The sequence below is a fragment of the Phycisphaerales bacterium genome, from assembly GCA_035627955.1.
Taxonomy (GTDB): Bacteria; Planctomycetota; Phycisphaerae; order Phycisphaerales; family UBA1924; genus JAEYTB01.
Map to the genome: position 1 here is coordinate 36,425 of DASPKU010000021.1, position 24,373 is coordinate 60,797.

General features: G+C 67.4%; 21 protein-coding genes. 12 read left to right on the forward strand and 9 right to left on the reverse strand.

Annotated features, from left to right (window positions below; genetic code table 11):
* Positions 1-19: 19 nt before the first annotated feature.
* From hisS to VD997_16570, 9 genes are all read left to right on the forward strand, one after another.
* Positions 20-1,411, forward strand: coding sequence for a histidine--tRNA ligase (gene hisS / locus VD997_16530; GenBank protein ID HYE63599.1), 1,392 nt, complete (start codon positions 20-22; stop codon positions 1,409-1,411).
* A 530-nt stretch (positions 1,412-1,941) separates the two neighbouring features.
* Positions 1,942-2,529 (forward strand): hypothetical protein, encoded by a 588-nt coding sequence (locus VD997_16535; protein HYE63600.1) that lies wholly within the window; start codon positions 1,942-1,944, stop codon positions 2,527-2,529.
* 96 nt (positions 2,530-2,625) lie between these two features.
* Complete coding sequence (locus VD997_16540; GenBank protein ID HYE63601.1) at positions 2,626-4,254, forward strand: SPFH domain-containing protein; 1,629 nt, start codon at positions 2,626-2,628, stop codon at positions 4,252-4,254.
* A 6-nt stretch (positions 4,255-4,260) separates the two neighbouring features.
* On the forward strand, positions 4,261-5,073 hold the full coding sequence (locus tag VD997_16545; protein ID HYE63602.1) for a DUF3592 domain-containing protein: 813 nt from the start codon (positions 4,261-4,263) through the stop codon (positions 5,071-5,073).
* Positions 5,074-5,229: 156 nt separating this feature from the next.
* On the forward strand, positions 5,230-5,556 hold the full coding sequence (locus VD997_16550; GenBank protein ID HYE63603.1) for a hypothetical protein: 327 nt from the start codon (positions 5,230-5,232) through the stop codon (positions 5,554-5,556).
* Between the two features lie 341 nt (positions 5,557-5,897).
* Complete coding sequence (locus tag VD997_16555; GenBank protein ID HYE63604.1) at positions 5,898-8,621, forward strand: hypothetical protein; 2,724 nt, start codon at positions 5,898-5,900, stop codon at positions 8,619-8,621.
* Positions 8,622-8,727: 106 nt separating this feature from the next.
* A complete protein-coding gene (gene sucD / locus VD997_16560; GenBank protein HYE63605.1) occupies positions 8,728-9,711 on the forward strand; it encodes a succinate--CoA ligase subunit alpha in 984 nt (327 codons plus the stop codon).
* On the forward strand, positions 9,708-10,031 hold the full coding sequence (locus VD997_16565) for a hypothetical protein (GenBank protein HYE63606.1): 324 nt from the start codon (positions 9,708-9,710) through the stop codon (positions 10,029-10,031). The genes sucD and VD997_16565 overlap by 4 nt, the downstream gene beginning before the upstream one ends.
* Before the next feature lie 240 nt (positions 10,032-10,271).
* Positions 10,272-10,658, forward strand: coding sequence for a type II toxin-antitoxin system VapC family toxin (locus VD997_16570; GenBank protein ID HYE63607.1), 387 nt, complete (start codon positions 10,272-10,274; stop codon positions 10,656-10,658).
* Here the strand turns inward: VD997_16570 and VD997_16575 are convergent.
* Positions 10,643-11,245, reverse strand: a complete 603-nt coding sequence (locus tag VD997_16575; GenBank protein ID HYE63608.1) for a hypothetical protein — start codon at positions 11,243-11,245, stop codon at positions 10,643-10,645. The genes VD997_16570 and VD997_16575 overlap by 16 nt on opposite strands.
* A gap of 181 nt (positions 11,246-11,426) precedes the next feature.
* Between VD997_16575 and VD997_16580 the strand changes: the two genes are divergently transcribed.
* Together VD997_16580 and VD997_16585 are read left to right on the forward strand one after the other, a co-directional pair.
* A complete protein-coding gene (locus tag VD997_16580) occupies positions 11,427-12,029 on the forward strand; it encodes a hypothetical protein (GenBank protein ID HYE63609.1) in 603 nt (200 codons plus the stop codon).
* A gap of 106 nt (positions 12,030-12,135) precedes the next feature.
* Positions 12,136-13,818: an ATP-binding protein gene (locus VD997_16585; GenBank protein HYE63610.1), complete on the forward strand. Its 1,683-nt coding sequence runs from the start codon at positions 12,136-12,138 to the stop codon at positions 13,816-13,818.
* Positions 13,819-13,843: 25 nt separating this feature from the next.
* Here VD997_16585 and VD997_16590 read toward each other — a convergent pair whose 3' ends face one another.
* From VD997_16590 to VD997_16620, 7 genes are all read right to left on the reverse strand, one after another.
* Complete coding sequence (locus VD997_16590) at positions 13,844-15,058, reverse strand: ATP-binding protein (GenBank protein HYE63611.1); 1,215 nt, start codon at positions 15,056-15,058, stop codon at positions 13,844-13,846.
* Between the two features lie 127 nt (positions 15,059-15,185).
* The gene (locus VD997_16595; GenBank protein ID HYE63612.1) at positions 15,186-16,301 is read right to left on the reverse strand and encodes a class I fructose-bisphosphate aldolase; all 1,116 of its coding nucleotides are present in this window, start codon (positions 16,299-16,301) and stop codon (positions 15,186-15,188) included.
* Positions 16,302-16,407: 106 nt separating this feature from the next.
* Positions 16,408-18,486: a hypothetical protein gene (locus VD997_16600; GenBank protein ID HYE63613.1), complete on the reverse strand. Its 2,079-nt coding sequence runs from the start codon at positions 18,484-18,486 to the stop codon at positions 16,408-16,410.
* Positions 18,487-18,508: 22 nt separating this feature from the next.
* A complete protein-coding gene (gene ppk1 / locus VD997_16605) occupies positions 18,509-20,752 on the reverse strand; it encodes a polyphosphate kinase 1 (GenBank protein ID HYE63614.1) in 2,244 nt (747 codons plus the stop codon).
* A 41-nt stretch (positions 20,753-20,793) separates the two neighbouring features.
* The gene (locus VD997_16610) at positions 20,794-21,195 is read right to left on the reverse strand and encodes a 6-carboxytetrahydropterin synthase (GenBank protein HYE63615.1); all 402 of its coding nucleotides are present in this window, start codon (positions 21,193-21,195) and stop codon (positions 20,794-20,796) included.
* A 31-nt stretch (positions 21,196-21,226) separates the two neighbouring features.
* Positions 21,227-21,649 carry a hypothetical protein gene (locus tag VD997_16615; GenBank protein HYE63616.1) on the reverse strand — a complete coding sequence of 141 codons (423 nt, stop codon included), beginning with the start codon at positions 21,647-21,649 and terminating at the stop codon, positions 21,227-21,229.
* Between the two features lie 34 nt (positions 21,650-21,683).
* A complete protein-coding gene (locus tag VD997_16620) occupies positions 21,684-22,418 on the reverse strand; it encodes a SatD family protein (GenBank protein ID HYE63617.1) in 735 nt (244 codons plus the stop codon).
* Between the two features lie 113 nt (positions 22,419-22,531).
* On the opposite strand from VD997_16620, the gene VD997_16625 reads away from it, so the two are divergent.
* Positions 22,532-23,005, forward strand: a complete 474-nt coding sequence (locus VD997_16625; protein HYE63618.1) for a winged helix-turn-helix domain-containing protein — start codon at positions 22,532-22,534, stop codon at positions 23,003-23,005.
* A gap of 2 nt (positions 23,006-23,007) precedes the next feature.
* On the opposite strand, the gene tdh is transcribed toward VD997_16625, so the two are convergent.
* Positions 23,008-24,111: an L-threonine 3-dehydrogenase gene (gene tdh / locus VD997_16630; protein ID HYE63619.1), complete on the reverse strand. Its 1,104-nt coding sequence runs from the start codon at positions 24,109-24,111 to the stop codon at positions 23,008-23,010.
* Between the last annotated feature and the right edge of the window lie 262 nt (positions 24,112-24,373).

Sequence of the window (24,373 nt, forward strand, 5' to 3'; positions counted from 1 at the left end):
CCGCGCTACGCTTCCCGCCATGGCTTCTCCTCACGTCTTTCAGGCTCCCAAGGGCACGCGCGACTTCTACCCGGTGGAGGCGGCGCGCCGGCGATTCATCATGGAGGCGTGGCGGTCGGCGTCGGTGCGGCACGGGTTCGACGAGATCGACGGGCCGACGTTCGAGCACCTGGACCTGTACACGGTCAAGAGCGGCGAAGGGATCGTCAGCGAGCTGTTCAGCTTTGAGCGGGCGGGCGGGGAGAAGACGTACGCGCTGCGGCCGGAGTTCACGCCCACGCTGGCGCGGATGTACGCGACCAAGGCCAACAGCCTGCCCAAGCCGACCAAGTGGTTCATGGCGGGGCCGTTCTTCCGGGCCGAGCGCCCGCAGCGGGGGCGGCTGCGGGAGTTCCTGCAGTGGAACGTTGACCTGCTGGGCGATGCGTCTCCCGCGGCGGACGCGGAGGTGATCGCGACGTGCGTGTCGATGCTGCGCTCGGTGGGGCTGACCGAGAAAGACGTGCGGGTGAAGGTCAATCACCGCGCAGCGCTGGCGCAGTGGCTGGAGTCCCGCGGGCTGGCGCAGGATCTGCACACGGGGCTGCTGGGGCTGCTGGACGCAAAGGGCAAGATGCCGCCGGCGGACTTTGTCGCCAAGCTGGCGCAGTACGGCTTCACGCCCGAGCAGGCGGAGGTGTTCAGCAAGGGCATCATCCGCACGACGGCGCCGGTGGGGCCGGGGTCGACGGTGAACGTCGAGCTTGCGTTCAACGAGCGAGCGGGGGACGCCGCGCCGGGGCAGGAGCTGGTGGACCTGACGTTCTTCTCGCAGGCGGTGACGCCGCTGGCCAACGAGCTGGTCGCGGCGGGGATCATCGACTGGATCGACTTTGACCTGTCGATCGTGCGCGGGCTCGCGTATTACACGGGGATGGTGTTCGAGGTGCACGAGGCGGGCGGGAACGAGCGGGCGATCGCGGGCGGCGGGCGGTACGACAACCTGGTGGAGCTGTTCGGCGGGCCCGCAACGCCGGCTGTTGGGTTCGGCATGGGCGACGTTGTGTTGTCGCTGGTGCTGGGCGACAAGGGGCTGATGCCCGATGAGGCGGCGCTGCTGGAGAAGGCGGGCGTGCGGCCGGACGTGTTCGTGATCAGCAACGGGCAGCCGGAGAGCGAGGCGCAGCTGAAGCCGCTGGTGGCGATGCTGCGCGGCGCGGGGCTGCACGCGCGGCACACGTACAAGACGACGCGGAACATCGGGAAGCTGCTGCAGGACGCCGCGGCGAGCAAGGCGCGGGTGGCGGTGATCATCGAGAGCGCGGCGGTGGCGCAGGTGAAGGACCTGGCGAGCGGGGGGCAGGTGGCGGTGCCGCTCTCGGAGGTGGTGGGGAGGTTGGTAGGGGGGTTGGGAATGCAGAGGAACGCATAGGAAGGGCAGAGGAGTGCAGAGGATTCAGAGGTGGGCGCGGTGAGTGGTGGAGCGACAGCCCTCCTCCGCCCCGTGGGGGCGGCAATGTTCTTGAGGGGCGTTCCACCGGTTGCGCTCGCGGACTCGCTTCACCGGTGGCAACACTCTGGCGCCCCCTTGGGGGCGGGGAGAGGGAGCCGAGTGCACCGGTGCCTGCAGCCTTACAGGCTGCCGCGGCGCGTGGCTGTTTTGTCCGCGGGCGGCGCTCGTCGTGGACTCCTCGCTCTGCCCGCGGCTACTGAACGTCAGCCTTTCAGGCTGGGATCGTGCCGAGGAGTTGGTTGCGGGCGGGGCGCTTGGGTTGGTCGTGAGTTAATCCATAGCGACGAAGACGTCGCCATGGCACGCCCGGGAAGGTCGCCGTGGCACGCGCGGCGTGTAGCTATCACTAACTGAAACCGGCGCGGGTGGTTCCCAATAGTTCGGCAGCGGTCCCCGCTTTCTGGGATACTCCAGGGGTGGACGTGTGACACGGGAAGGAGGGCTGGCGCGTGCTGGACAAGCTGCTGACGGGGGATGCGATCTGGTTCGGGGTGCCGGCGCTGGTGGGGACGCTGCTGTTTGTCATCCGCATGGTGCTGATGCTGTTCGCCGGGCATGGGATGGACGTCGATCACGGTGGTGGGGGGGACGTGACCGACGGGGGCGGGGCGGTGGATGGGCACGACGCGGCCGGGGCGTTCAAGGCGTTGTCGCTGCAGACGCTGCTAGCGTTTGCAATGGGGTTCGGGTGGGGCGGGATCCTGGGGCTGTACACGCTGAAGTGGGACCTGGGGCGGAGCCTGCTGGTGGGGATGGGCATGGGCCTGTTCATGGTGTGGCTGCTGGCGGTGATGCTGAAGGCGACGATGGAGCTGCAGAGCAGCGGGAATGTGCGGCTGGAGAACGCCGTGGGGAGCGAGGCGGATGTGTACGTGCAGATCCCCGAGCGCGGCCAGGGGCAGGTGAAGCTGGTGGTGAAGGACCGGATGCGGATCGTGAACGCGTCGTGGGAGGGCGAGGGTGTGCCCCAGGCGTCGCGGGTGCGGGTGGTGCGGGTGAACCCGGACAACTCGGTGACGGTGACGCCGCTGGGCTGACTTCTGGCTGAAGCCGGACCGGTGGCGGGTGATTGGCAAGGGAACGGGCCTGATCGTGTATGCTCGGGGCCGTTTGGGGAGGTTATCGCTATGCGCATGAGTGGCTTGAGTGACATGATGTTGGTGGTCGGGCAGGCGAGCGACAGCGCGATCTACGGGATCGGGGCCGTGGTGGCGGTGGTGCTGCTGGTCCTGTTCATCGTGCTGTTCATCGCGAGCCGGTACAAGCGGTGCCCGAGCAACCGGGTGCTGGTGGTGTACGGCTCGGTGGGCAAGGACCGGGCGGCGAAGTGCTTCCACGGCGGCGGCGCGTTCATCTGGCCGCTGATCCAGGACTACGCGTACCTCTCGCTGGAGCCGGTGGTCATCGATATCCCGCTGGAGGGGGCGCTGTCGCTGAACAACATCCGCGTGAACGTGCCCGCGACGTTCACGGTGGGCGTGTCGACGGACCCGGTGCTGATGAACAACGCGGCGGAGCGTCTGCTGAACCTGCACCCCCAGCAGGTGCGGGAGCAGGCGCAGGACATCATCCTGGGTCAGCTGCGGCTGGTGATCGCGACGCTGTCGATCGAGGAGATCAACAAGGACCGCGAGAAGTTCATGACGCTGATCAACGCCAACGTGGCGCAGGAGATCAACAAGATCGGCCTGGACCTGATCAACGTGAACGTGCGGGACATCACCGACGAGGTGGGGTACATCGCGGCGATCGGCAAGCGGGCGGCGGCGGAGGCGATCAACCGCGCGAAGGTGGAGGTGGCGGAGCAGGACCGGGAAGGAGCGACGGGCGAGGCCGCGGCGGTGCGCGAGCGGACCGTGAAGGTTGCGGCGGAGCTGGCGGCGGGGGTCGAGGGGCAGAAGCTGGCGGAGCAGAAGCAGCGTGTGGCGGTGGCGGCGCTGGAAGCCGAGGCGGTGAAGGGCGAAGTGGCGGCCAAGCGCGAGCGCGAGATCACGATGGCGCAGCGCGAGGCGGAGACGATCGCGGCGAAGAAGAAGGCGGAGCAGGAGCAGCGCGTGCGGGTGGCGGAGGCGGAGGCGACGGCGACCACGGGCGAGAACGCCTCGCGGGCGCTGATGGCCGAGAGCAACGCCAAGCTGGCGGAAATCCAGGCGGAGGCGACGCGGCGTTCGCAGGTGGCGCAGGCCAAGGCGCAGGAAGCGGTGATGCTGGCGCAGCGCGACCAGGAGAAGGCACGTCTGGCGCGTGACCAGATTGCCCCGCAGGAAGTGGAGAAGCTGCGGGTGGAGATCGCGGCGGAGGCGGAGGCGGAGCGTCGGCGTCGCGAGGCGGCGGGCGAGGCGGACGCGATCCTGGCGAAGTACGAGGCGGAGGCCAAGGGCGTGCAGATGGTGATGGAGGCGAAGGCCGAGGGCTACCGCAAGCTGATCGAGGCCTGCGGTACGGACCCGGCGGTGGGGCCGACGCTGCTGCTGATCGAGCAGCTGCCCAAGCTGGTGGCGGAGCAGGTGAAGGCGGTGGGCAGCCTGAAGATCGACAAGATCACGGTGTGGGACCAGGGGACGAACGCGAACGGGCGGAACGCGACGGCGGACTTCATCAGCGGGATGGTGGGGGCGTTGCCGCGTCTGCACGAGCTGGCGAAGCAGGCGGGCATTGAGCTGCCGCCGGCGCTGGGCAAGCTGTCGGAGCGTGACGGCCAGAACGTGGTGGTCAAGCCGCCGCACGCGAACGGGGACGCGACGACGACGCGGGCGAGTTGAGTTCGCGTGGTCCGACGGCTGGCGTCCAACGCGATCGCCCCCGGGCTGCTGCTGTGCATGGCGGTGGCGGTGCTCTGGTTAGACCTACGCGCCGTCGGCCCCATGATTGAGCAAGTACGTGCCCTCGGCTATTCAATGGCCGAGGGCACGGTGCTTTTGGCGGGAACTGATTGGGCACGCGATGGGAAGCGTGGAAGGTCGGGGCAGCTGGGCATCAAGATCGTGTACCGGTATGAGGTGGGCGGGCAGGTGTACACGGGCCAACGCTACCGGTACGGGCTGCCGGGCAGCGAGGCGGAGGCGGAGGCCGTCGTGTCGCGACATGGGATCGGCGAGCCTGTTCGCGTGTGGTATGACCCAGAGAACCCAAGGTCGGCAATGCTCGCGCCGGGGCTGAATCACTGGGATTGGCGGAAGCTGCTGTTTCTGCTGCCGTGGAATGTGGGGCTGGTGATGGTGTGCTTCGCGGCGCTGGGGTCGGCGGGGGTGCACCTGCCGGCGTTTGTGCCCGATGGACGCGGCGTGCCACGGTGGCGGCAGGGGACAGTGGGTGTGCGCTCGGACGCCGTGGCGCCGGTGTGCGAGGCGGGGCTGGCGCTATGCGTGGTGGGTGTGCTGGGCTCGATCGTGGTGGCGTTTGTGCCATGGCGCTTGGAGGCGGTGCTGGTGGGGGTGGCGTGGGGGGTTGTGGGTGTCGTGGGGGTGGGGACGTGGGTGCGGGCGCGGGTGAGACTGCGGCGGCCGCGGGGGGTGTGGGACTCAGAGAAGGGTGGAGGAACGCAGAGGAGGGCAGAGGCGCGGGAGGGTGGCGGGTCATGAGACGGGAGCCCACCGAGATGAGGACATCTCGGTGGCACCAATCCAGCTGGAATGAGGACCGGCACGAAGGGTTGGCCGACCCGAGTTTCATGCCCGGCTCAGTGCGGGGTGTGATGGTGTGACCGGGGAAAACAGGCTTACCACAGGAGACCGATCATGCGTATCAAGGCTGGACTTGCGACCATCGTCGGTGCGGCGGCACTTCTCAGCGTCGGCTGCACCGAGAACCGGACCCTTCGCGGGTATGACGACATGCACGACAACCGGGCGTGGGCCCCGTACGTCTCCGAGTACGGCCCGAACACCGGCGTGACGGGCAGCTCGGCGTCGCCCTATGTCGGCGGCGGGATCATCAACCAGAAGCCCGACCCGGTCGGTAACCCGGCGGTTGAGGTGCACCGCACCACCACGACGATCGACCGCGACGGCGTTGACGTCGATGTCGATACGAACACCACGACCACAACGATCCGGCGGGACTGAGTTCCCGTCCGGGTCGGTCAGGATTTCGCCGCGGCGTCGGGTGAGCCTTGGGCGGTCCGTGCGACTCTGCCCTGGGTGAACCTGCGACGCGGTTGAGGAAAGGGAGTAACACGCCCCGGGCAACCGGGGCGTGTTCGCTTTTTGTGTGCTGCGATTGCGTGTTCGTAGTTTGGTACAGAAAACTCTGTTGCGGGGGGTCACCCGGGTTGCTAGGTTGGGGTTGCCGGCTGATGGGCCCTGATGGGGCCCGTTGCCGAGGGGTGGCCTGATTGGGCCGCCCGCGGAACCTTGCCGCGTGTTTGGGCTCGCAAGCGGGCCCCAAGAGCAACGGGAGCGTACAAATGAGTTGGAAGACTCGCCGTGGGATGGGGCGTGGTTGGGGCTTTGGGCTTGGCGCCGAGCTGGGTGTTGATGCGGGGGCTGCGCCGGCGATGGAACAGCTGGAGGCGCGGGCGCTGCTCGCGGCGGTGACGGCAACGGTGACGGGGGCGGGGACGGACGTCGGGTCGCTGTTCTTCAATGTGCGGTACGCGAGCGATCGGCCGATCGATGTGTCGACGATCAATGGGGACGAAATCCGCGTGGTGCGGAACCTGGGCGGGTTCGATGAGCAGGCGGAGCTCGTGAGCCTGGTGGGGACGGGCGTCAACTCGGCGGTGGCACGTTACCGGGTGCTGGCGCCGGCCAGCCACGGGCAGTGGCGGTTCATCACCGATGACGGGCACTACACGATCAAGCTGAACGAGGGGACGGTGGAGAACGACGCGGGCGAGACGAACGCCGCGGCGGACGTGCGGACGCTGAGCCTGTGGTTCGGCGCGCCGGTGCTGGATGTGGCGAACGAAAACCGGCTGGACGTGTACGGGATGGGGTACACGGGGCTGCCGGACAGCTCGGGGCGGGTGAGCGTCAGCGATCAGGGGTGGGTGGACGTGCGGTACCAGGTGCGGTCGCTGGCGAAACTGCCGCGGGCATTCGTGGCGCGGCTAACGGGGCCGAACGGGTATGACCAGACGGTGACGGTGACGCCAATCGTGAGCCAGTTCACGGCGCTGCCGGGCGGCGGGTATGAGGCGGTGATCCCGGTGAAGTTCGCGGTGCCCGGTGTGACGTGGGACACGTCGGACGCGGGGGCGTACACGCTGACGGTGCGGATGGCGCCGCTCCCGCCGCCGAACCAGTGGACGCAGCCGGTGCAGCAGCCGGTCCTGGTGACGCGCGAGTTCGATGTGCAGGCGCGGGGCGTCACGGCGGAGATCGCGCGGGTGTCGGTGACCACGGGCGAGATGCTGGTGACGGTGCGGTACAGCCACCCGTCGGGGATTGACCTCGCGAGCATCGGGACCGGCGATGTGAAGGTGGCGATGGGCGGGACGCTTGCGAGCGGCACGCTTGTGGGGACGCCGGAGGTCGTTCACGGGGTGGTGACGGCGGTGTACCGCGTGGCAGAGCCCGCGAGCGGGTGGGCGAGTGTGGCGGGCGGAAATGCGACGATCCGCACGGGGCTGCAGGAGGTGCGGGCGACCAACGGCGAGACGATCGGGTTCGCGCTCACGCGGACGGTGCGGGTGGCGTCGGGCGGGCGGGTCGAGGGGGTGGTGAAGTCGGCGTACACCACGGCGACGAAGCTGGTGGTGGTGATGCGGTACTTCAGCGACTCAGCGATCGATGTGTCGACGCTGGGGGATGATGATCTGAGGCTGACGGGGCCGTGGGATTACAGCGTGCACGGGGATCTGGTGCAGGTGCTGCCGCAGAGCAACGGTGAAGTGCTGGCGGTGTACCACTTCGCGCCGAACTCGGACAACGGGCAGTGGGACTTCCGGGTGAGCAACGGGCGGTACGACCTCTTCCTCGAGCCGGGTTCGATCTCGGAGGTGGGCGGGGACGGTGTGCGCGACGGGTTCGTGCGGTACTTCGGGATGTACTTCCAGAATCCGGTGGTGACGTGGGTGAACGAGCCGTTCGTGAGCACGGGCACGGCGGCCGCGGGGACAACGTTCATCGAGCTGGACTCGCTGAAGTTCACGCTTCGGTACGCGACGCCGTACGAGCGGAACAACCGGAGCAACGCACTGGTCCTGAAGGTGAAGGGCCCGGACGGGCAGGAACTGGATTCTTACAAGGACTATTGGACGGGGCCCTACCGCGGGTTTGTGCGCTCGACGCAGGATGACATCCTGTTCGAGTTCGTCCCGCCCGGGGGTGGATGGGATTACACCGACAACGGGACGTACACCGTGGAGGTGTATCTGGCGCCGGTGGAGGGGAACCCGGTGCTGCAGCTGATCACAACGCGGCAGCTCGAGGTGACCGCTTCGGCGCCGCGGGCGCGGGTAGTGAGCACCACGGTGGGATACGACTCGCTGGTGGCGACGGTGCGGTACGACGGGCTGGGCGGGATCAGTGTGGCCAGTCTCGGCGATAACGACATCGGCGTGGTGCTGGCCAACACCTACAACTCGTCCTTCCCGTTCAACTACTTCTTCTACCTGCGTGGCAGCACGCTGGTGGGTTCTCCGATCGTTGAGTCGGATGGCTCGGTCGTGGCGACGTACCGCATTGCCCATGTGGATCCGTTTACTGGAGTTCGAGGCCCGTGGGATCGAACCTGGAATCTGTCTTCGGTGTACGTGCAGCCGGGGCAGGTGACGGACACGCAGGGGCGGGTGGTGGGGACGACGCGGCTGGCGAACATCGTGATCGCGCCCCCGCCGCCGGTGGTGAATACGGTGGGCACGCTGAGCGTGGCGCGGAACGCATGGGTGGTGGAGGTGGCGCTCAACAACATCGGCGGGCTGGTGCAGGGGAGCTCGATCACGGCGTCGAGCCTGGTGGTGGCGGCGCCCAACGGGGCCTCGACGCGGGTGTTCGTGGACAGTGTGCTCACGGCGCTGGACGGGACGATCCGGGTGCGGTACCGGATCGCGCCGATGAGCGTGCAGGGGGCGCTACCCAACGGGAACTACACGCTGTCATTGGCGGCGAACTCGGTGTCGATGGGCGCGGCGGGGTATCTGCCGGCGGCGACGCTGGGGACGTTTAGCAATATGGTGTTTAGCTGAGTAGTGGGGCGGGGTAAGTCGGGCAGGGGGACTGTGCTTCCGCACAGGGCTCGTTGGTGGCGGCGGGCGGACTTGGTGGCCGGTGGGGGCCTACCGTCCCCTCCTTATGGCCATCCTCGTCAATGCCGGAACGCGTGTGATTTGTCAGGGGATTACGGGCTCGTTCGGGGCCGTGCACACCCGCGGGTGCCATCTGTACGGCACCAAGATGGTGGGCGGGGTGACACCCGGGAAGGGCGGGACCAAGGACGACAACGGGATCCCGATCTTTGACACGGTGGACGCGGCGGTGAAGGCGACGGGGGCGACGGCGACGATGATCTTCGTGCCGCCGGCGTTCGCGGCGGACGCGATCCTGGAGGCGGCGTACGCGGGGATCCCGCTGATCTGCTGCATCACCGAGGGCGTGCCGGTGCAGGACATGGTGAAGGCGCGGGCGGTGCTGGATGAGATGAATGGGAACACCGGTCGGGAGACCGGTGCCACCCGGAAGGTGACGCTGGTGGGGCCCAACTGCCCGGGCGTGATCACTCCAGGGCCGAAGACGGGGAGCGGTGAGAGCGGGGCGGACCCGTACACCAACGCGGGGTGCAAGATCGGCATCATGCCGGGGTACATCCACACGCACATCAGCCAGGCGAAGCTGGGCAAGGCGATCGGGATCGTGAGCCGCTCGGGTACGCTGACGTACGAGGCGGTCTGGCAGACGAGCCAGCGGGGCCTCGCGCAGAGCACGTGCGTGGGTATCGGGGGGGACCCGGTGCGCGGGTTCAACCACATCGACTGCCTGCGGGCGTTCCAGGATGATCCGGAGACGCACGGGATCATGATGATCGGGGAGATCGGCGGCAGCGACGAGGAGGCCGCGGCGGCGTTCATCAAGTCCTACGTGAAGAAGCCGGTGGCGGCGTTCATCGCTGGGCGGACGGCGCCGCCCGGGCGGCGGATGGGCCACGCGGGGGCGATTATCAGCGGCGGCGAGGGCACGGCGGACGCGAAGATCAGTGCGCTGCAGGCCGCGGGCGCGGTGGTGGCGATGAGCCCGGCGGATATGGGCGAGGCGATGATGAAGGCGATGAAGCTGGGTTGAGCGTGGTGGGTGTGGTGAAGGCGGCGCGGCTGTGCCGGCTCGAGCAGCTGGCGTTTTTGGCCGTCTGCTATGATTGGGGCGTGCAGTACACGCTCCAACAGCTCCGTGATCAGCTCGAGGTTCTGATCGCCCGGTCCAAGGCGGGCGAGGAGATTGTGATCACGTGCGAGGGTAAGGTCGAGGTGCGGCTTGTTCCTTCGGGCATGGCGAGCTCTGAGAGCGGACAGCGGCCGCCGCCTGGGTTGATGAAGAGCAAAACGAAGTACATCGCGCCGGACTTCGATGCCCCGATCGACGACTTTAAGGAATACCTGGAGTGAGTACGTGGTCCGGTACACGCTCCAACAGCTTCACGATCAGCTCGAGCTCGTGATCGCTCGATCGCAAGCTGGCGAAGAGGTTGTGATCACCGCCGATGGACGTCCTGTGGCGCGGATCATCCCAGTTTGCGCATCTGCACAGACCGTTGGAAAGCGTCCGCCGGCGGGATGGGGGAGGGGGCGGATCCACCTCAACTCCGACTTTGATGCTCCACTTCAGGAGTTCGGGGAGTACTCAGGTTGAAGGTCCTGCTCGATACCCATGCATTCGTCTGGCACGTCGCCGGGGCGCCCGAGGAATCGAAGGCATGCCGTGAGGTGCTGCTGTCCAATGACAATCAGGTACTCGTCAGCATTGCGTGCTGCTGGGAGATGGCAATCAAGCTCAGCACTCAGAAGCTGGATTTCGAGGGCCCCATCGAGAGGTACGTTCGAGAGGCGCTCGCCCTATATGGGTTCCAGTTGCTTGGGATTGAGCTGGCGCACCTCTCGGCGGTCGAATCGATGCCCTTCCACCATCGTGACCCCTTCGACCGCATGCTGGTCGCGCAGGCGCTCGTAGAGAGCGTGCCGATCGTGAGCAGGGATCCGCAGTTGGATGCGTACGGCGTTCAGCGCATCTGGTGATCGGCGGCGGACTCGATGACCTCCCGCAGCACGCGCTCGGCGTCGCGGACGGTGGGGATGCTGAGGAAGCCGATGGGGCGGGTGGCGAGGCCGCGGTTTTTGGGGCGCTCGTAGAGCTCGTGTGCGAAGATGAGGTCGCCCGAGCCGTCGCCGCGTTCACGGCGGGTGATGTTTTCGAGGCGTGAGGGCGGGTAGCGGGTGACGGTGCGGGCGCCGAAGAAGGAGCCCTCAATGAGCAGTGCGCCCTGGTCGGTGATGGCATAGACGGTGCGGCCGGCCTTGATGACGCCGTAGAAGGGCGAGAGGAGCATGCAGGCGCCGACGAGGATGAAGGGGATGCCGAAGAGGGGGAAGGCCCAGGCCGCGGCACCCGGACCGCCGGGCGCGCCGTTGACGGCGGAGGCGCCCTTGGAGGCCATGACCGTCCAGAAGATGGCGAAGCCGAGGAAGGGAACGGCGAAAAGCGAGAGCGGGATCATGGAGCGGGCGAAGCCGCCGGGCAGCGGCTGCGCCGCCCACAGCAGCTTCTCGCCGGGCGCGAGCTCGTCGCGGAGCGCGTCGTTGAGGTGTGGCGGCAGCGTGTGCATTGGGACTCCTGCTGTAGCGTAACGCGGGGGCATGCGTCAGTGGAAGCGGGTGTTCACCTACCAGCGTGCGAACCTGCGCGGATGGCGGTGCGTGGCGTGCGATCTTGAGCTTGACAGGAGCGTCATAAGAACGACACTGGTGTCGGCTCGCGGTCCGCCCCGCGGCCGAGGAGAGACAGACATGAAGAACGCTGCTGTTGTGGTGTGCGCGTGCGCCTGCGTGCTGGGCGCCGAGGCCTCGGCGCGGACGCTGGTGATCCCGCACGTGTTCGAGACGTCGGGGAACATCCAGCGCGGGCCGTCGGTCTCGCCGTTCAACCTCTCGCAGGTGAGCAACCTGATCACCATCGAGGAGATCGGGCCTGGCGAGAACAGCGAGTTCAACTACCTGTACTCGGCGCCGTTCTCATTCTCGACCACGGACTCGCTGGGCAGGCCGCTGAGCCTCAGGTGCGAGGTGCTGTTCGCCCAGACACGCCCCGAGGGCGGCGGGTTCCGCAGCGACCTGATCATGTCGGTGGACTGGACGCACTTCGAGGGCGCGCCGGTGGACGCCGCGGCGACGGCGTTCGAGCTGTCGGTGTTCGGGTTCGAACCGCAGCCGCTGTCGGCGGGCGGGCTGGCGTTCTCGACGCCGTCGCACACGTTCGGGACCGAGATCGACGGGCGGACAGTGAACATGAACCTGGCGGCGGGGACGTTCAGGTTGCAGGCGGTGCCGTCACCGGCAGGGGTGGCGCTGCTGGTGGGTGGCGGGCTGGTGGTGGCGCGGCGGCGGCGCTGAAGATCTCTATCAAGAAGATGCCGACACGCCCGGGCTGTCCCGGGCGTTTTTCTCTGGAGCTTGAGGCGGCGTGCAGCCGCGTGGGGGCCCGCACGTACCATGGTTCGTGCTCATCCTCACCGTCATACAGGGGCCGGACAAGGGGCGGAAGTTCGAGCTGCCGGACCACGAGCCGCAGCTGATCGGGCGTTCGAGCGAGGCGTTGCCGATCGATGACAACGCGGTGTCGCGCCGGCACGCGGAGCTGACGCCCGACGACGGGGTGTGGTACATCCGCGACCTGGAGAGCCAGAACGGGACGTACGTCAACGGGACGAAGATCGGCGAGCGGACGCGGCTGCGGCCGGGGGACCAGATCCGCACGGGGCAGACGCTGTTCGTGTTCGGGCAGGTGGAGAGCCGCGACCTGTCGGCGGTGCGGGTGGTGGGGCCGAAGCGCGTGGACGCCTCGATCGACCGCACGCTGCCGAGCGTGCCGATCGTGGGGGGGACGAACGAGGACAGCATCATTCTGGCGGAGCCGGAGCCACGGGCCGCGGCGATCGACCACCTGCGGATCATCTACCGCCTCACGACGATGCTGACCACGCGGGTGATGGACCGGCAGCAGCTGCTGCAGGGGGTGATGGACCTGATCTTCGCGGAGTTCCACCCGCAGCGCGGGTGCATCATGCTGACGGCGGGCGCCGGGCAGCCGGCGACGGCCGAGGTGGTGAAGTACAAGGAGACGCCGCTGGACCCGGACGACGCGAAGATCCACGTGAGCCGCACGATCCTGCACCATGCACTGGAGAAGGGCGACGGCGTGCTGTGCACCAACGCGATGACGGACCCGCGGTTCGCCAGCGGGGACAGCGTGCAGCGGCTGAACATCCGCTCGGCGATCTGCTCGCCGATCCGCTTCCGCGAGCGGACGTACGGGGCGATCTACATCGACAGCTCGGTGGCGAACTACACGTTCACGCAGGAGCAGCTGGCGCTGATGAACGCGATCGGGCAGCACGCGGGGCTGGCCCTGAGCAATGCGGAGCTGTACCAGCAGAAGCTGCAGGCCGAGCGGCTCGCGGCCATCGGCGAGACGGTGGCGACGCTGTCGCACGCGATCAAGAACATCCTGCAGGGGCTGCGCGGCGGGGCGGACGTCGTCGAGATGGGGCTGAACAAGAATGACCTGAAGATCGCCAAGGGCGGGTGGGCGATCCAGAAGCGGAACCTGGACCGCATCATCTCGCTCACGATGAACATGCTGGCGTTCTCGCGTCAGCGGCGGGTGGAGACGAGCCTGAATCGGCTGGCGCCGCTGATCGAGGACTGTGCGCAGGTGTTGGAGTCCCAGTGCGCGGCGCGGCAGATCGCGTTGATCGTGGACACGGACCCGGAGATGCCGCCGATCCCGCTGGATGCGCCGCTGATCCATCAGGCGCTGATGAACCTGTTGAGCAACGCCGTGGAGGCGGTGGAGCCGGGGGCGGGGGCGGTGACGGTGCGAACCGTGTACCGGGCGACGGGGGGCGGAAAGGACAAGCGGCACCCGGAGGTGGAGATCGCGATCATCGACAACGGGCCGGGGATCCCTGCGAGCAAGCAGCCGTGGGTGTTCGAGCCGTTCGCCACGACCAAGGGCGCGCGGGGCACGGGCCTGGGGCTGGCGGTGGCGAAGCGCGTGGTGGAAGAGCACGGCGGGCGAATCATGCTGGAGTCGGTGGAGGGGCGCGGGTGCACGTTCAGGGTTGTGCTGCCGGCGGATGCGGGGGCGGCGATTGATCCGAGTGCGACGACGGCGCGGTGAGGTGGCAGCGGGAGCGTTGGGACCGTCATGACGCCCAAAGTGCGGAGTGCGGCGCGGCGACGAGGTTGTCGCCGAAGGGGAGCGTGTGTTCTCCGCCGTAAAGGATGATCCCGCGGTGGAAGCGTTTGCCTGCGGCTTCTTTGAGGGTGGCGAGGCCGCGGAAGTCGGCGGGTGACACGCTTCGGGTGGCCTTCACTTCAATGCCCACCAGGCGGCCGTCTCGGCTCTCGAGAACGAGATCGACCTCTTGGCCTGAGTGGGTCCGGAAGTGGTGAAGGGCAGGCTGGACACGGCTCCACGAGGACTGCTTCATGAGCTCGACGGCGACAAAGTTCTCGAGCAGAGCGCCGTACGGGGTCTGAGGAGCGAGAAAGTTCTCGGCGGTGACTCCCATGAGGTGGCAGGCAAGGCCCGTGTCATTGAGATAGACCTTCGGCGCCTTTGCCAGCCGCAGGCCTTTGTTGGTCCACCATGGCTGGAGCACATGCACAAGGAAAGAGGCTTCCAGAAGGGCGAAGTACCGCTTGAGCGTGGTCTGTGGGATGGCCAGAGACCGCGCGAGGTCCGCGTAGTTCAGGAGCCCTGCGGTGCGGCTCGCGAGGAGAGCGAGGAGGCGCGGGAGGGCGGTTACATCTTCGATCGCGGCCATGTCGCGGATGTCCCGCTGGAGCACGGCTGAGATGTAGGAGGTAAACCATGGCCCGCGCCGCTCTGGTTTGAGTGCGGTTGCGACTTCGGGGTAGCCGCCGGCAAGGATGGGTGGCGCGAGGTCGGTGGCGCTCCCGCTGGGCAGGGGGGCCGGCCCGAACGCGGCATCGATGAACTGTTCGCGGGTGCCGGCGAGCTCGCCTTGAGACAAGGGGAAGAGGGTGAGGATCTCCATGCGGCCCGCGAGGGACTCAGACGCCCGGGGGACGAGCATGACATTGGCTGACCCTGTGAGCAGGAAGCGGCCGGGACGGCGGTCGCGGTCGACTTCGAGCTTGATGGCACGGAAGAGTTCGGGGAGGCGCTGCACCTCGTCCAGCACTGCCGGGCCCTTGCGGGAGCGGATGAAGCCTTGGGGATCGGCCGTGGCCGAGGCGAGCACGTCGGCGTCGTCCAGCGTGAGGTACTCGGCGGCGGGATCGGCAGAGCGGGCAAGCGTGGACTTGCCGGTCTGGCGTGCTCCCTGGAGCAGGACCACTGGTCTGTCGGCAAGTGATTCCGCCAAGGCAGTTTGAAGGTGGCGTGTGAGCACGTGGACGATTATCGTCCAACCGGTGGATGATTTTCAACCATCCGGTGGACGAATTTCCACCAACAAGTGGATGAAATTCAACCACCATGGACGACTTTCGTCCATACACGCAAACAAAAACCTACTTTCAGGCCACCGTCACGCTCTTGTCCAGGTACACGTCCTGGATGGCGTTGAGGAGCTGGACGCCTTCCTTCATGGGGCGCTGGAAGGCCTTGCGGCCGGAGATGAGGCCCATACCGCCGGCGCGCTTGTTGATGACGGCGGTCTTGATGGCGTCCTGGGTGTCGCTGGCGCCCTTGCTCTCGCCGCCGGAGTTGATGAGGCCGATGCGGCCGTTGTAGCAGTTGAGGACCTGGTAGCGGCAGAAGTCGATGAGGTTGCCGCCGCCGCCGTTCTCGTCGGAGCCGGAGAGGTCGGTGTAGACGCGCTTGTCGAACTTGCCGTAGCTGCTGCCGCCCATGTTGAGGGCCGCGTAGCCGCCGTTATTGGTGGGCAGCTTCTGCTTGATGATGTCGGCGTTGATGGTGACGCCGAGGTGGTTGGCCTGGCCGGTCAGGTCCGCGGAGGTGTGGTAGTCGATCGACTTGCCGTCCGCGCCCTTCACCTTGAAGGCGTTGCTGCGGAGGTAGCACCAGAGGACGGTGACCATGCCGAGGCTGTGGGCCTCTTCGAACATCGCGGCGACTTCCTGGATCTGGCGGCGCGACTCGGGCGAGCCGAAGTAGATGGTGGCGCCCACGGCCGCGGCGCCCATCTCGTAGGCCTGACGGACGGAGCCGTAGAGCGTCTGGTCGTAGGTGTTGGGGTAGGAGAGGATCTCGTTGTGGTTGAACTTGACGAGGAAGGGGATCTTGTGGGCGTACTTGCGGGCGACGGCGCCCAGCACGCCGAAGGTGGAGGCCACGGCGTTGCAGCCGCCCTCGATGGCGAGCTTCACGATGTTCTCGGGGTCAAAGTAGGCTGGGTTGGGGGCGAAGCTCGCGCCGGCGGAATGCTCCACGCCCTGGTCGACGGGGAGGATGGACACGTAGCCGGTGCCCGCGAGGCGGCCGGTGTTGAGGATCTGATTGAAGGAGCGGAGGACCTGGAGCGGGCGGTCGGTGGGGGCGATCACGCGGTCGACAAAGTCGGGGCCGGGGAGCTGGAGGGTGCTGCGGGCCACCTTGCACTCGTAGCGGAGGAGCTGGTCGGCCTCGGAGCCCAGGATGGAGCGGATGTCGGTGGTCGGCGTCGCGGGCATGCTTGGTTCCTCTCACTCCGCTGTGATCGCGGGTCGGGATAGTAGGTGGCGCGGGGTGAGGCCGGGCGCGGGCGGAGTGCGCCTGTGGGGCGGGATTGAAGCGTTTTCATGCGGGCAGCGCCGCGCGGGTGCGGGCGGGCGCGAGCAGGCCGTAGAGGGCGACGACGATCGTGAGCGGCACGAACGGTGCGGCGAAGCGGTACTCGCAGCCGTAGGTGAGCAGCGGGATGGCGACGGCGTTCGCGAGGACGAGGAGGCCGAGGGTGGCCATGGCGTGGCGGCGGGTGAGGAGCAGGCGGGCGAGGCTTGCGATGAAGGCCACGGCGATGACGGCGCGGACCCAGAGGCAGGCTTTGAAGTACGTGCCGAAGGCGCGGGCGCCGGGGTGGCCCTCCATCCATGACACATCGCGCACGCTGCGCTCAACGAGGGCGCGGATGTCGGGGGGGAGGCGGGCGGCGTCGAAGTCGAGGTTGGTGGGGGTGCTCTCGTTGGGCTTGCCGCGGAGCTGGCGGAAGACGCCCATGGTGCTGCTCATGGCGTAGTGGGGCTCGGGCAGCGGGATGCCCAGGAGAATGACGACGCTCTGGAGCTGGCGGAGTGTGAACGTGCCGCCGCGCCGGGCGCGGGCCTCGCGTGCGAGGGCTCCTGTGCGGATCTCACGGCGCATCCAGTTGGAGGCGTTGGCGGGGACGGGGACGGAGCGGGTGTAGCCGATCCAGTCCATGACGTCCCAGCTTGTGACAGGGGAGGTGCGGAGCTCGTTGCGCATCTCCTGGAACTCGGAGAAGGTGAGCAGGCCGGACTGGTTCCAGTCGACGAGGGCCATGTCCCACGCGAACACCGCCTTGGGGAAGTCGACGGCGACGGAGAGGCGCGTCTGGTTGTGGTTGATCTGGTTGAGGCGGATGAGGGGCCAGACGACGACCGCGGCGCCAACGAGGATCGCGGCCGCCGCGGGGATGAGGGCGGGGCGTCGGAACTTGAGGGCCATCCAGAGGGCGCCGACGGCGAGGATGACGGGGATGATCTGGTTGTTGCCGCGGACGGTGCAGGAGTAGCCGCAGACAAGGCCCACGGGGATGGCGAGAAGGAGCGGCTGCCAGGAGCGGGGGCGAGTTGGTGTGTGGATCGAGTTGTCGAGGGCCGGCGCGGCGGCATCGTCGGTCATCTTCAGGAACAACCACGCGGCGAGGGTGATGAGCAAGGTGGAGAGCGTCTCGGTCATGACGACGCGCTGCCAGGCGAGGAGCAGCGGGTCGATGGCGACCAGCATGGCCGCGAGCTGGGGCCAGGGGGCGCGGAGGCGGGGGCGGAGCATGGCGAGGACGAGCAGGGACGTGAGAGCGCCGAGCGCGGCGTGGGCGATGCCAACCCATGTGGCGTAGTCGGTTGTCCACGCGACAAGGGGGGCAATGAAGAGCGCGTAGCCGGGGAGTCGCCAGCCGTCGAAGTGGTTGAGCGTCGGGTTCTTCAGAAAGTCGTGGACGAACCAGAGGTAGGCGGTGGAGTCGGCGAGGAGGAACATGGGGGCCCAGAGGCCCATGAGGGCGGGGGCGGTGACTGATACGGCAATCGTGGCGATGGTCCAGCCGCGGGCCCGTGGGTGCGCGTGAGGGTCTGGTTGGTTTGCCTCGCGGCATGCGCGCCAGGCTTCGAGCCTGAGGAGCTCGACAGTGATGAGCCACGCGAGGAGAGTCAGCGCGGCAGCGCCGGCGCCGGTGAGGACGGCTCCGGGCCAGAGCGTCTCGCGCCACAATGGCGGCAGCGGGAGCAGCCGGTCCTTCGATTCTGAGGTCACATCGCGCGAGGGCAGCCGCACGCCCAGCACGCGCGGGCGCACAGTCGCCTTCACGACCTCTACGCGCGTGCTCTGATCGGCCCTTACCCCAAGCTCGTCCACCTTGTAGGACGGCAGCCACTGCGTAATGCGGAGCGCGCGGCCCCCCTCGGGCGTGGGTGTCTGCCGCAGGAGCTGGTCCTTGAGGTCGATCCAGCAGCCGTTGCGGCCGCCGGCGTGCAGCCATTGGAGCTCGAGCGGACCATCGCCGCGGGCGGTGAGGGAGAGGTCGAGGTGGCGGTCGGCGAAGCGGTCGCCGATCAGGGGCCAGGCGAGCGCGCCGAGGATGAACGCCAGCACGACGCCCGCGAGCCACCAGCGTGCTGATCGAGAGAGCGGGCCCATGCGGGCCGATCGTAGATGCGGACTAGAGCTCGCCGCCGGTGGTGGCGTCGCGCATCAGGGTCTCGAAGGTGCCGATGGCCTCGGGGGAGTCGGGGGTCACGAGGTTCGATGGCGTGCGGCGGGTGTAGTCGCCGGTTGGGGTGAGGTCCCAGGCGCAGCGCTGGTCGGCGAGGTGGACGTTGATGATGCGGTTGAGGCGCTCGCGGGCGGAGCGGTCGTGCACGGGGACGCCGACCTCAACGCGGTTGCTGAGGTTGCGGTACATCCAGTCGGCGGAGGCGATGAACCAGTCGCCGTCGCAGGGGTCTTCCTGCCCCGCGGCGAAGTGGAAGATGCGGGAGTGCTCGAGGAAGCGGCCGACGACGGAGATGACGCGGATGTTGTCGGAAAGGCCGGGCACGCCCGGGCGCAGGCAGCAGAAGCCGCGGCAGATGAGGGTGATGTGCACGCCCGCCTGGCTGGCGGCGTAGAGGCGCTCGGTGACGTCGCGGTCTTCGAGGGAGTTGATCTTGGCGATGATGCGGGCGGGCTTGCCGCGACGGGCAAACTCCATCTCGCGGTCGATCATCGCGTTGAACTTGGCCCGCATGTTGAAGGGGGCGACCAGGAGCGAGGAGTAGCTCTGCGTGGCGACCAGGCCGGTGAGGAAGTTGAAGAGGTTGACGAGGTCGTGGGTGAGCTCGGGGTCGCTGGTCAGGATGCCCAGGTCTGTGTAGAGCTGGGCAGTCTTGGGGTGGTAGTTGCCGGTGCCGAAGTGCGCGTAGCAGCGCAGGCCGTGGCGCTCCTTGCGGACGACGAGGCTGGTCTTGCAGTGGGTCTTGAGGCCGGCGACGCCGTAGGCGACGTGGACGCCGGCCTTCTCGAGCTGGCGGGCGAAGCGGACGTTGCGGCCCTCGTCGAAGCGGGCGCGGAGCTCAACCAGACACGCGACCTGCTTGCCGTTCTCGGCGGCGCGGACGAGGTTCTCGATAAAGGGTGAGTCAGGGGTGGTGCGGTAGAGCGTCTGCTTGATGGTGAGGACGTCGGGGTCGCTCGCGGCCGCGGCGATGAAGCGCTCGACGGAGGCGTTGAAGCTCTCGTAGGGGTGGTGGAAGATGATGTCCTGCTTGCGGATGGCGGCGAAGAACGCGGCCGAGGCCTTCTCGCTGCTGCTGGACAGGACGGTGGGCTTGAGGCGGTAGGGGACGACGCCCTTCCACGGCTTGTGCTTGAGGTCGGGGCGGTCGAGGTCGGCGAGCTCGAGCAGGGCGAGGAAGTCCACGTTGCTGGGGCGCTCGTAGACGTCGGAGTTGTCGAGGCTGAGCTTGTCCTGGAGCCAGCGGAGCAGCTGCGGCGGGGCGTCGGGCTCGATCTCCATGCGGACGACGCGGGCGAACCGGCGCTGCTTGAGGTCGGCCTCGATGGACTGGAGCAGGTTGGCGGTGTCGAGGTCGTCCTTCTGGATGCCGGCGGAGCGGGTGACCCGGAAGGTGACCTGCTGGTCGATGGCCATGCCCGCGAAGAGGTCGTCGAGGTTGTTGCGGATCAGGTCCTGGAGAACGACGAAACGGAGAGCCTTGTCGGCGCTGCGCCCGCGGCCCGGCACTGGGATGAAGTGCTGGATAGTGGGGGGGAACTTGAGGCGGGCGAAGAGGTTGTCGGGGTTGCGCTCCAGCGGGCGGTTGTTCGCGTTGGCGCGCCCGTTGGCGCCGCGCCGCGCCGCGGGCACGGGCTGCTCGCCGGGGCGGGCGGTGTGCGCCACGATCGCGAGGTTCTCGGAGAGGTTGCTGATGAAGGGGAACTTGTGGGTGGGGTCAACGGCGAGGGGCGTGAGGGCGGGGAAGATGTTCTGCTTGTACCAGTCGTCGACCCAGGCCCGGTCCTTGCCTGAGAGCTCTGCGTAGGAGAGGATGTGGATGTCGGCTCTGGTGAGGGCGGGCAGCACGCTCTCGTTGTAGATCTTCGCCTGCTGCTGGGTGAGGTCGGCGACGCTCTCGCGGATGTGGGCGAGCTGCTGGCGGGGGGTGAGGCCGTCGGGGCTGAGGGTGTCCAGGCCCGCCCAGATCTGGCGCTTCACGAGGCCCACGCGCTTCATGAAGAACTCGTCGAGGTTGCTGGTGAAGATCGCGAGGAAGCGGACGCGCTCGAGCAGCGGCATGGACTCGTCGGCGGCTTGCGCGAGCACGCGCCGGTTGAACTCAAGCCAGGAGAGATCGCGGTTGAAGAACCGCTGGTCGTCGGGGATCTCGCGGGTGCGGAGCGGGTTGCTGGTGCTTGTGGTCGTCATGGGCGGGGCCGCGGAGGGCCCGCGGGAAGGTCCTTCTTGGGCTACTGGACCCGGGACTTGCGGCCCCAGGGCGTCCAGTAGGTGATGGCGCAGCCGGGGGCCTCGGTCACCCGCACGCTCGCGACGCCGGCGTTGGGGGCCAGCTGCGGGTCGAGCCGGGCGGCGAGGGCATCGGCGATGTGCCGGGCCACGTTCTCGGCCGTGGGGTTCACATCGACAAACGGCGGGAGGCGGTTGAGGTCGTTGTTATGGTACGGCCCGATAACTTCACCGAGCGCCCGCTCAACCAGGTGGAAGTCGCAGAGGAGCCCTTCGTGGTCGAGCTGTGAGCCGGTGATGGTGGCCGTGACGTGCCAGTTGTGGCCGTGGACGATCTCGCGCTGGCCCTGGAGGAGGATGGCGTGGGCGGCGGAGAACTCGGCTTGGACGGAGAGTTCGAACACGGGCGGAGGGTAGGGTGAGGTCCGGACGGGGTCAGAAGCCCAGCACGAGGGCGCGCGCGATCAAACCGCCGACAAGGGAGCAAACGAAGTTGAGGAGCGTGCCTGCGAGGTAGTACGAAGGGTTGGATTTCATGTCCTGCATCCGGGCGATGGACTTTGCGGCAAGCACGAGGCCGAGGGCTTCGTACTGGCCCAGACAGACGAGTGAGAACACGATCAGGTTCTCGCACTTCCCGATCACAACTCCCACGCCTCCCGCGTCGGTTGTGCTGCCGTTGGTCATGTCCCGTCGCCCGGGTTGACCGCCGTGCTGCTCGAGCCAGCTGATGTAGGTCCTCATCACGGCTTCGCTCAAACCGAACGTAAAGAGGAGGGCCCCACCGAGGACGATGAGCTGCCACCACGGATCAAGTCCCGTGGCGACTGGGAAGAGGTCGGTGATCTTCTGGCTCATGTGAGGAACGATACTTCGGGCAGCCGGGATGTGCTCAGAGCCTTGAACAAACGAGTGCGCGTCCGGCCCCTTCAAGTTGGACGAGTACGTCCAGTCTGGCCCGCCGGACGGCTTTGGATACTGCCTGCTGGCGGATATTCAACAGACGCGCGACCGCCTCCTGTGTTCCAGCAGCGCGAACACTTGGGATGACCTTCGCGACCCCGGGAGTCCAGTCTTCGACGATCGCAGAGTGCGCCCGCGCGAGTGCTTCGATGGCCATGAGGTCGATTTGATCAGCATCAGGGGCGCGGATGACCAGCGCCGAGCCGCTCCGGCTTGCGACACTCAGCGCTTCGGCCGCGAGGTGAAAAGCGGGTCCGTCCATTTTCCCAGCGTTCCCTGATTCTTCCGCGAGGTCGATCCTTCCTATACCCACGCCCAACCGGAAGCGTGCAGGCCACAACGATTCGTTGAGTTGAACCATGAAGTCAAAGAGCGGCTTGGGCGTCTTGAACACCGCCGAAAACTCGTCGAGACCTCGGGTGAGGACCGGTATCGCAAGCATTTCTCGCCGATAAGAACGGCCCAGCGATTCGAGCGTGGACTCAATCAACGACATCAGGGCGTGGCGGTCGGCGGCAAGCCGTGACCCGACGAGGTCAGCCGATACCGCAATATGGTCACCGCTCTTCATCACGAACAGTATCGGCGAACGACAACCAACGGGAGTTGTATTTTCAAATACAACCGTTATCGGTTGTGGCTGCGCGCCGTTGACCTCCTTCAACCCCGGATTGCCACCTCGCGGCCACTACTTGGGCCTAAAAACAATCTGTAAATGCCTCTGGCGTTTACTGTCGGTTTGTGGTACAATCAGTCTATTGTCCAAGGAATTAATGCATGCCTCTGAACGTGGAAATCGACGACGACATCCTCAAGGTGGTCAGGGAGCGTGGCGTTTGGGGAGAGTCGTTCAGCGACGTGCTTCGACGCGCTTTCCAGGCCGCACTGTGGATGGATCCACCGCTTGAACTGCGGCCTCGCCCAACACCTACGGCAAGCTCACGACGTCGCAACCGGGGGAAAGTGAGCCGGACAACTCTTTATCGGCCTCTGATTCTGCGCTTTCTGTTAGCTCAAGGAAACTACCAGGCCCGGGCCAAGGACGTGATCGAGTTCATGCGGCCCCAGGTCGCGCCCAAGCTCACTCCGGTAGATCTGGAGCCGCTGCCGAGCAACAAAAGCGTTCAGAGGTGGGTCAACAAGGCACTCTGGGCCCGCCAAGAGCTCGTGAAGGAAGGACTTGTCGAATCGGTGGGGTGGGGAATGTGGCGACTCACTAATCGCGGTGTGGCTGCTGCGAAGGCGATCTGAGCTCACCCCCCGATATCCAGCACCACCTTGATCCCCTCCCCCGAGATCATCGTGCGGAAGGCTTCCTGGAACTTCTCCAGCGGGAACTCGTGGGTGATGATGTCGTCCAACTCGAGGCGGCCGCTCAGGAGCAGCTCCTCCATCTGGTACCAGGTCTCGAACATCTTGCGGCCGTTGATGCCCAGCACCGTCGCGCCCTTGAACACCACGTGCTCGGTGATGTTCCACGTGATCGGCTTGCTGGGGATCCCCAGGATTGCGGCGGTGCCGCCGTTGCGGAGGGCCCTGAAACCCTGGTCGAAGGCGGAGGGGGCGCCGGACATTTCCAGCAGCACGTCCACGCCCTCGCCGCGGGTGGCCTTCTTGATCTCCTGGATGAAGCCGTCGCCCTTGCGGACATCGAAGGCCTCGACCGCGCCCAGCTTGCGGGCCAGCTCCAGGCGCGGCGGGTTGATATCCGTCGCAAAGATCCGCGAGGCCCCCGCGGCCTTGGCCACCGTCACCGCCATCAGCCCGATGATGCCCGTGCCGCTGACCAGCACGCTCTTGGCCGAGACGTTGGCGGCCATCACGGTGTGCACGGCGTTGCCCAGCGGGTCGAGCACGGCCGCGACCTTGTCGGGGATGCTCGGGTGCACGGGCCACACGTTCTCCTCGGGGACGACGACGTACTCGGCGAAGCAGCCGTCGCGGTCGATGCCCACGATTCGGGTGTCGCTGGCGATGTGGGCGTTGCCGGTGCGGCTGTTGAAGTCCACGCCCGCGGTGATGTGCCCCTCGGCCGAGACGCGCAGGCCCGGCTGGTAGCGGGTCACGGCCGCGCCGACCTCCTCGATGATGCCCACGAACTCGTGCCCGGTGACGATGCCCACGGGGATGCGGCCCGCGGCCCACTGGTCCCACTCCCAGATGTGGCGGTCGGTGCCGCAGATGCCCGCCTTCTTCACGCGGATGAGCACGTCGCGCGGCCCCAGCGTGGGGCGCGGCCGCTGCCCGTCAAACTTCAGCTCCGGCCCGGCGTGGTGCTTGACCAGGGCCCGCATGGTGCGGGTGGGGGCGGGGACAACGACGGGGCCCTTGGAGGTGGTAGGGGACAGCGTGGTCATGGATGGTTCCGGGTGGAAGGGACGGGAACTCAGTCTGCCACATTGTTGGAGGGCGGTTTGGGGGATCAATGGAGAAAAAGGGGGCGCGTGCCCCGGGCGGGTGGGGTCCTTTGAGCTTCCGGCGTCGCGCATCCGAGAGGCCCTCAGGCCGGGCCTCTCGGGCTCTCCCGGGCCGTTCTGGTGGCTCGGCGGCTGGCGGCGCACCACCCGGCGAGCGCCGGTATCAGCGGTGGCATCCCGGCCACGCTTGCGTCCGGGCGGG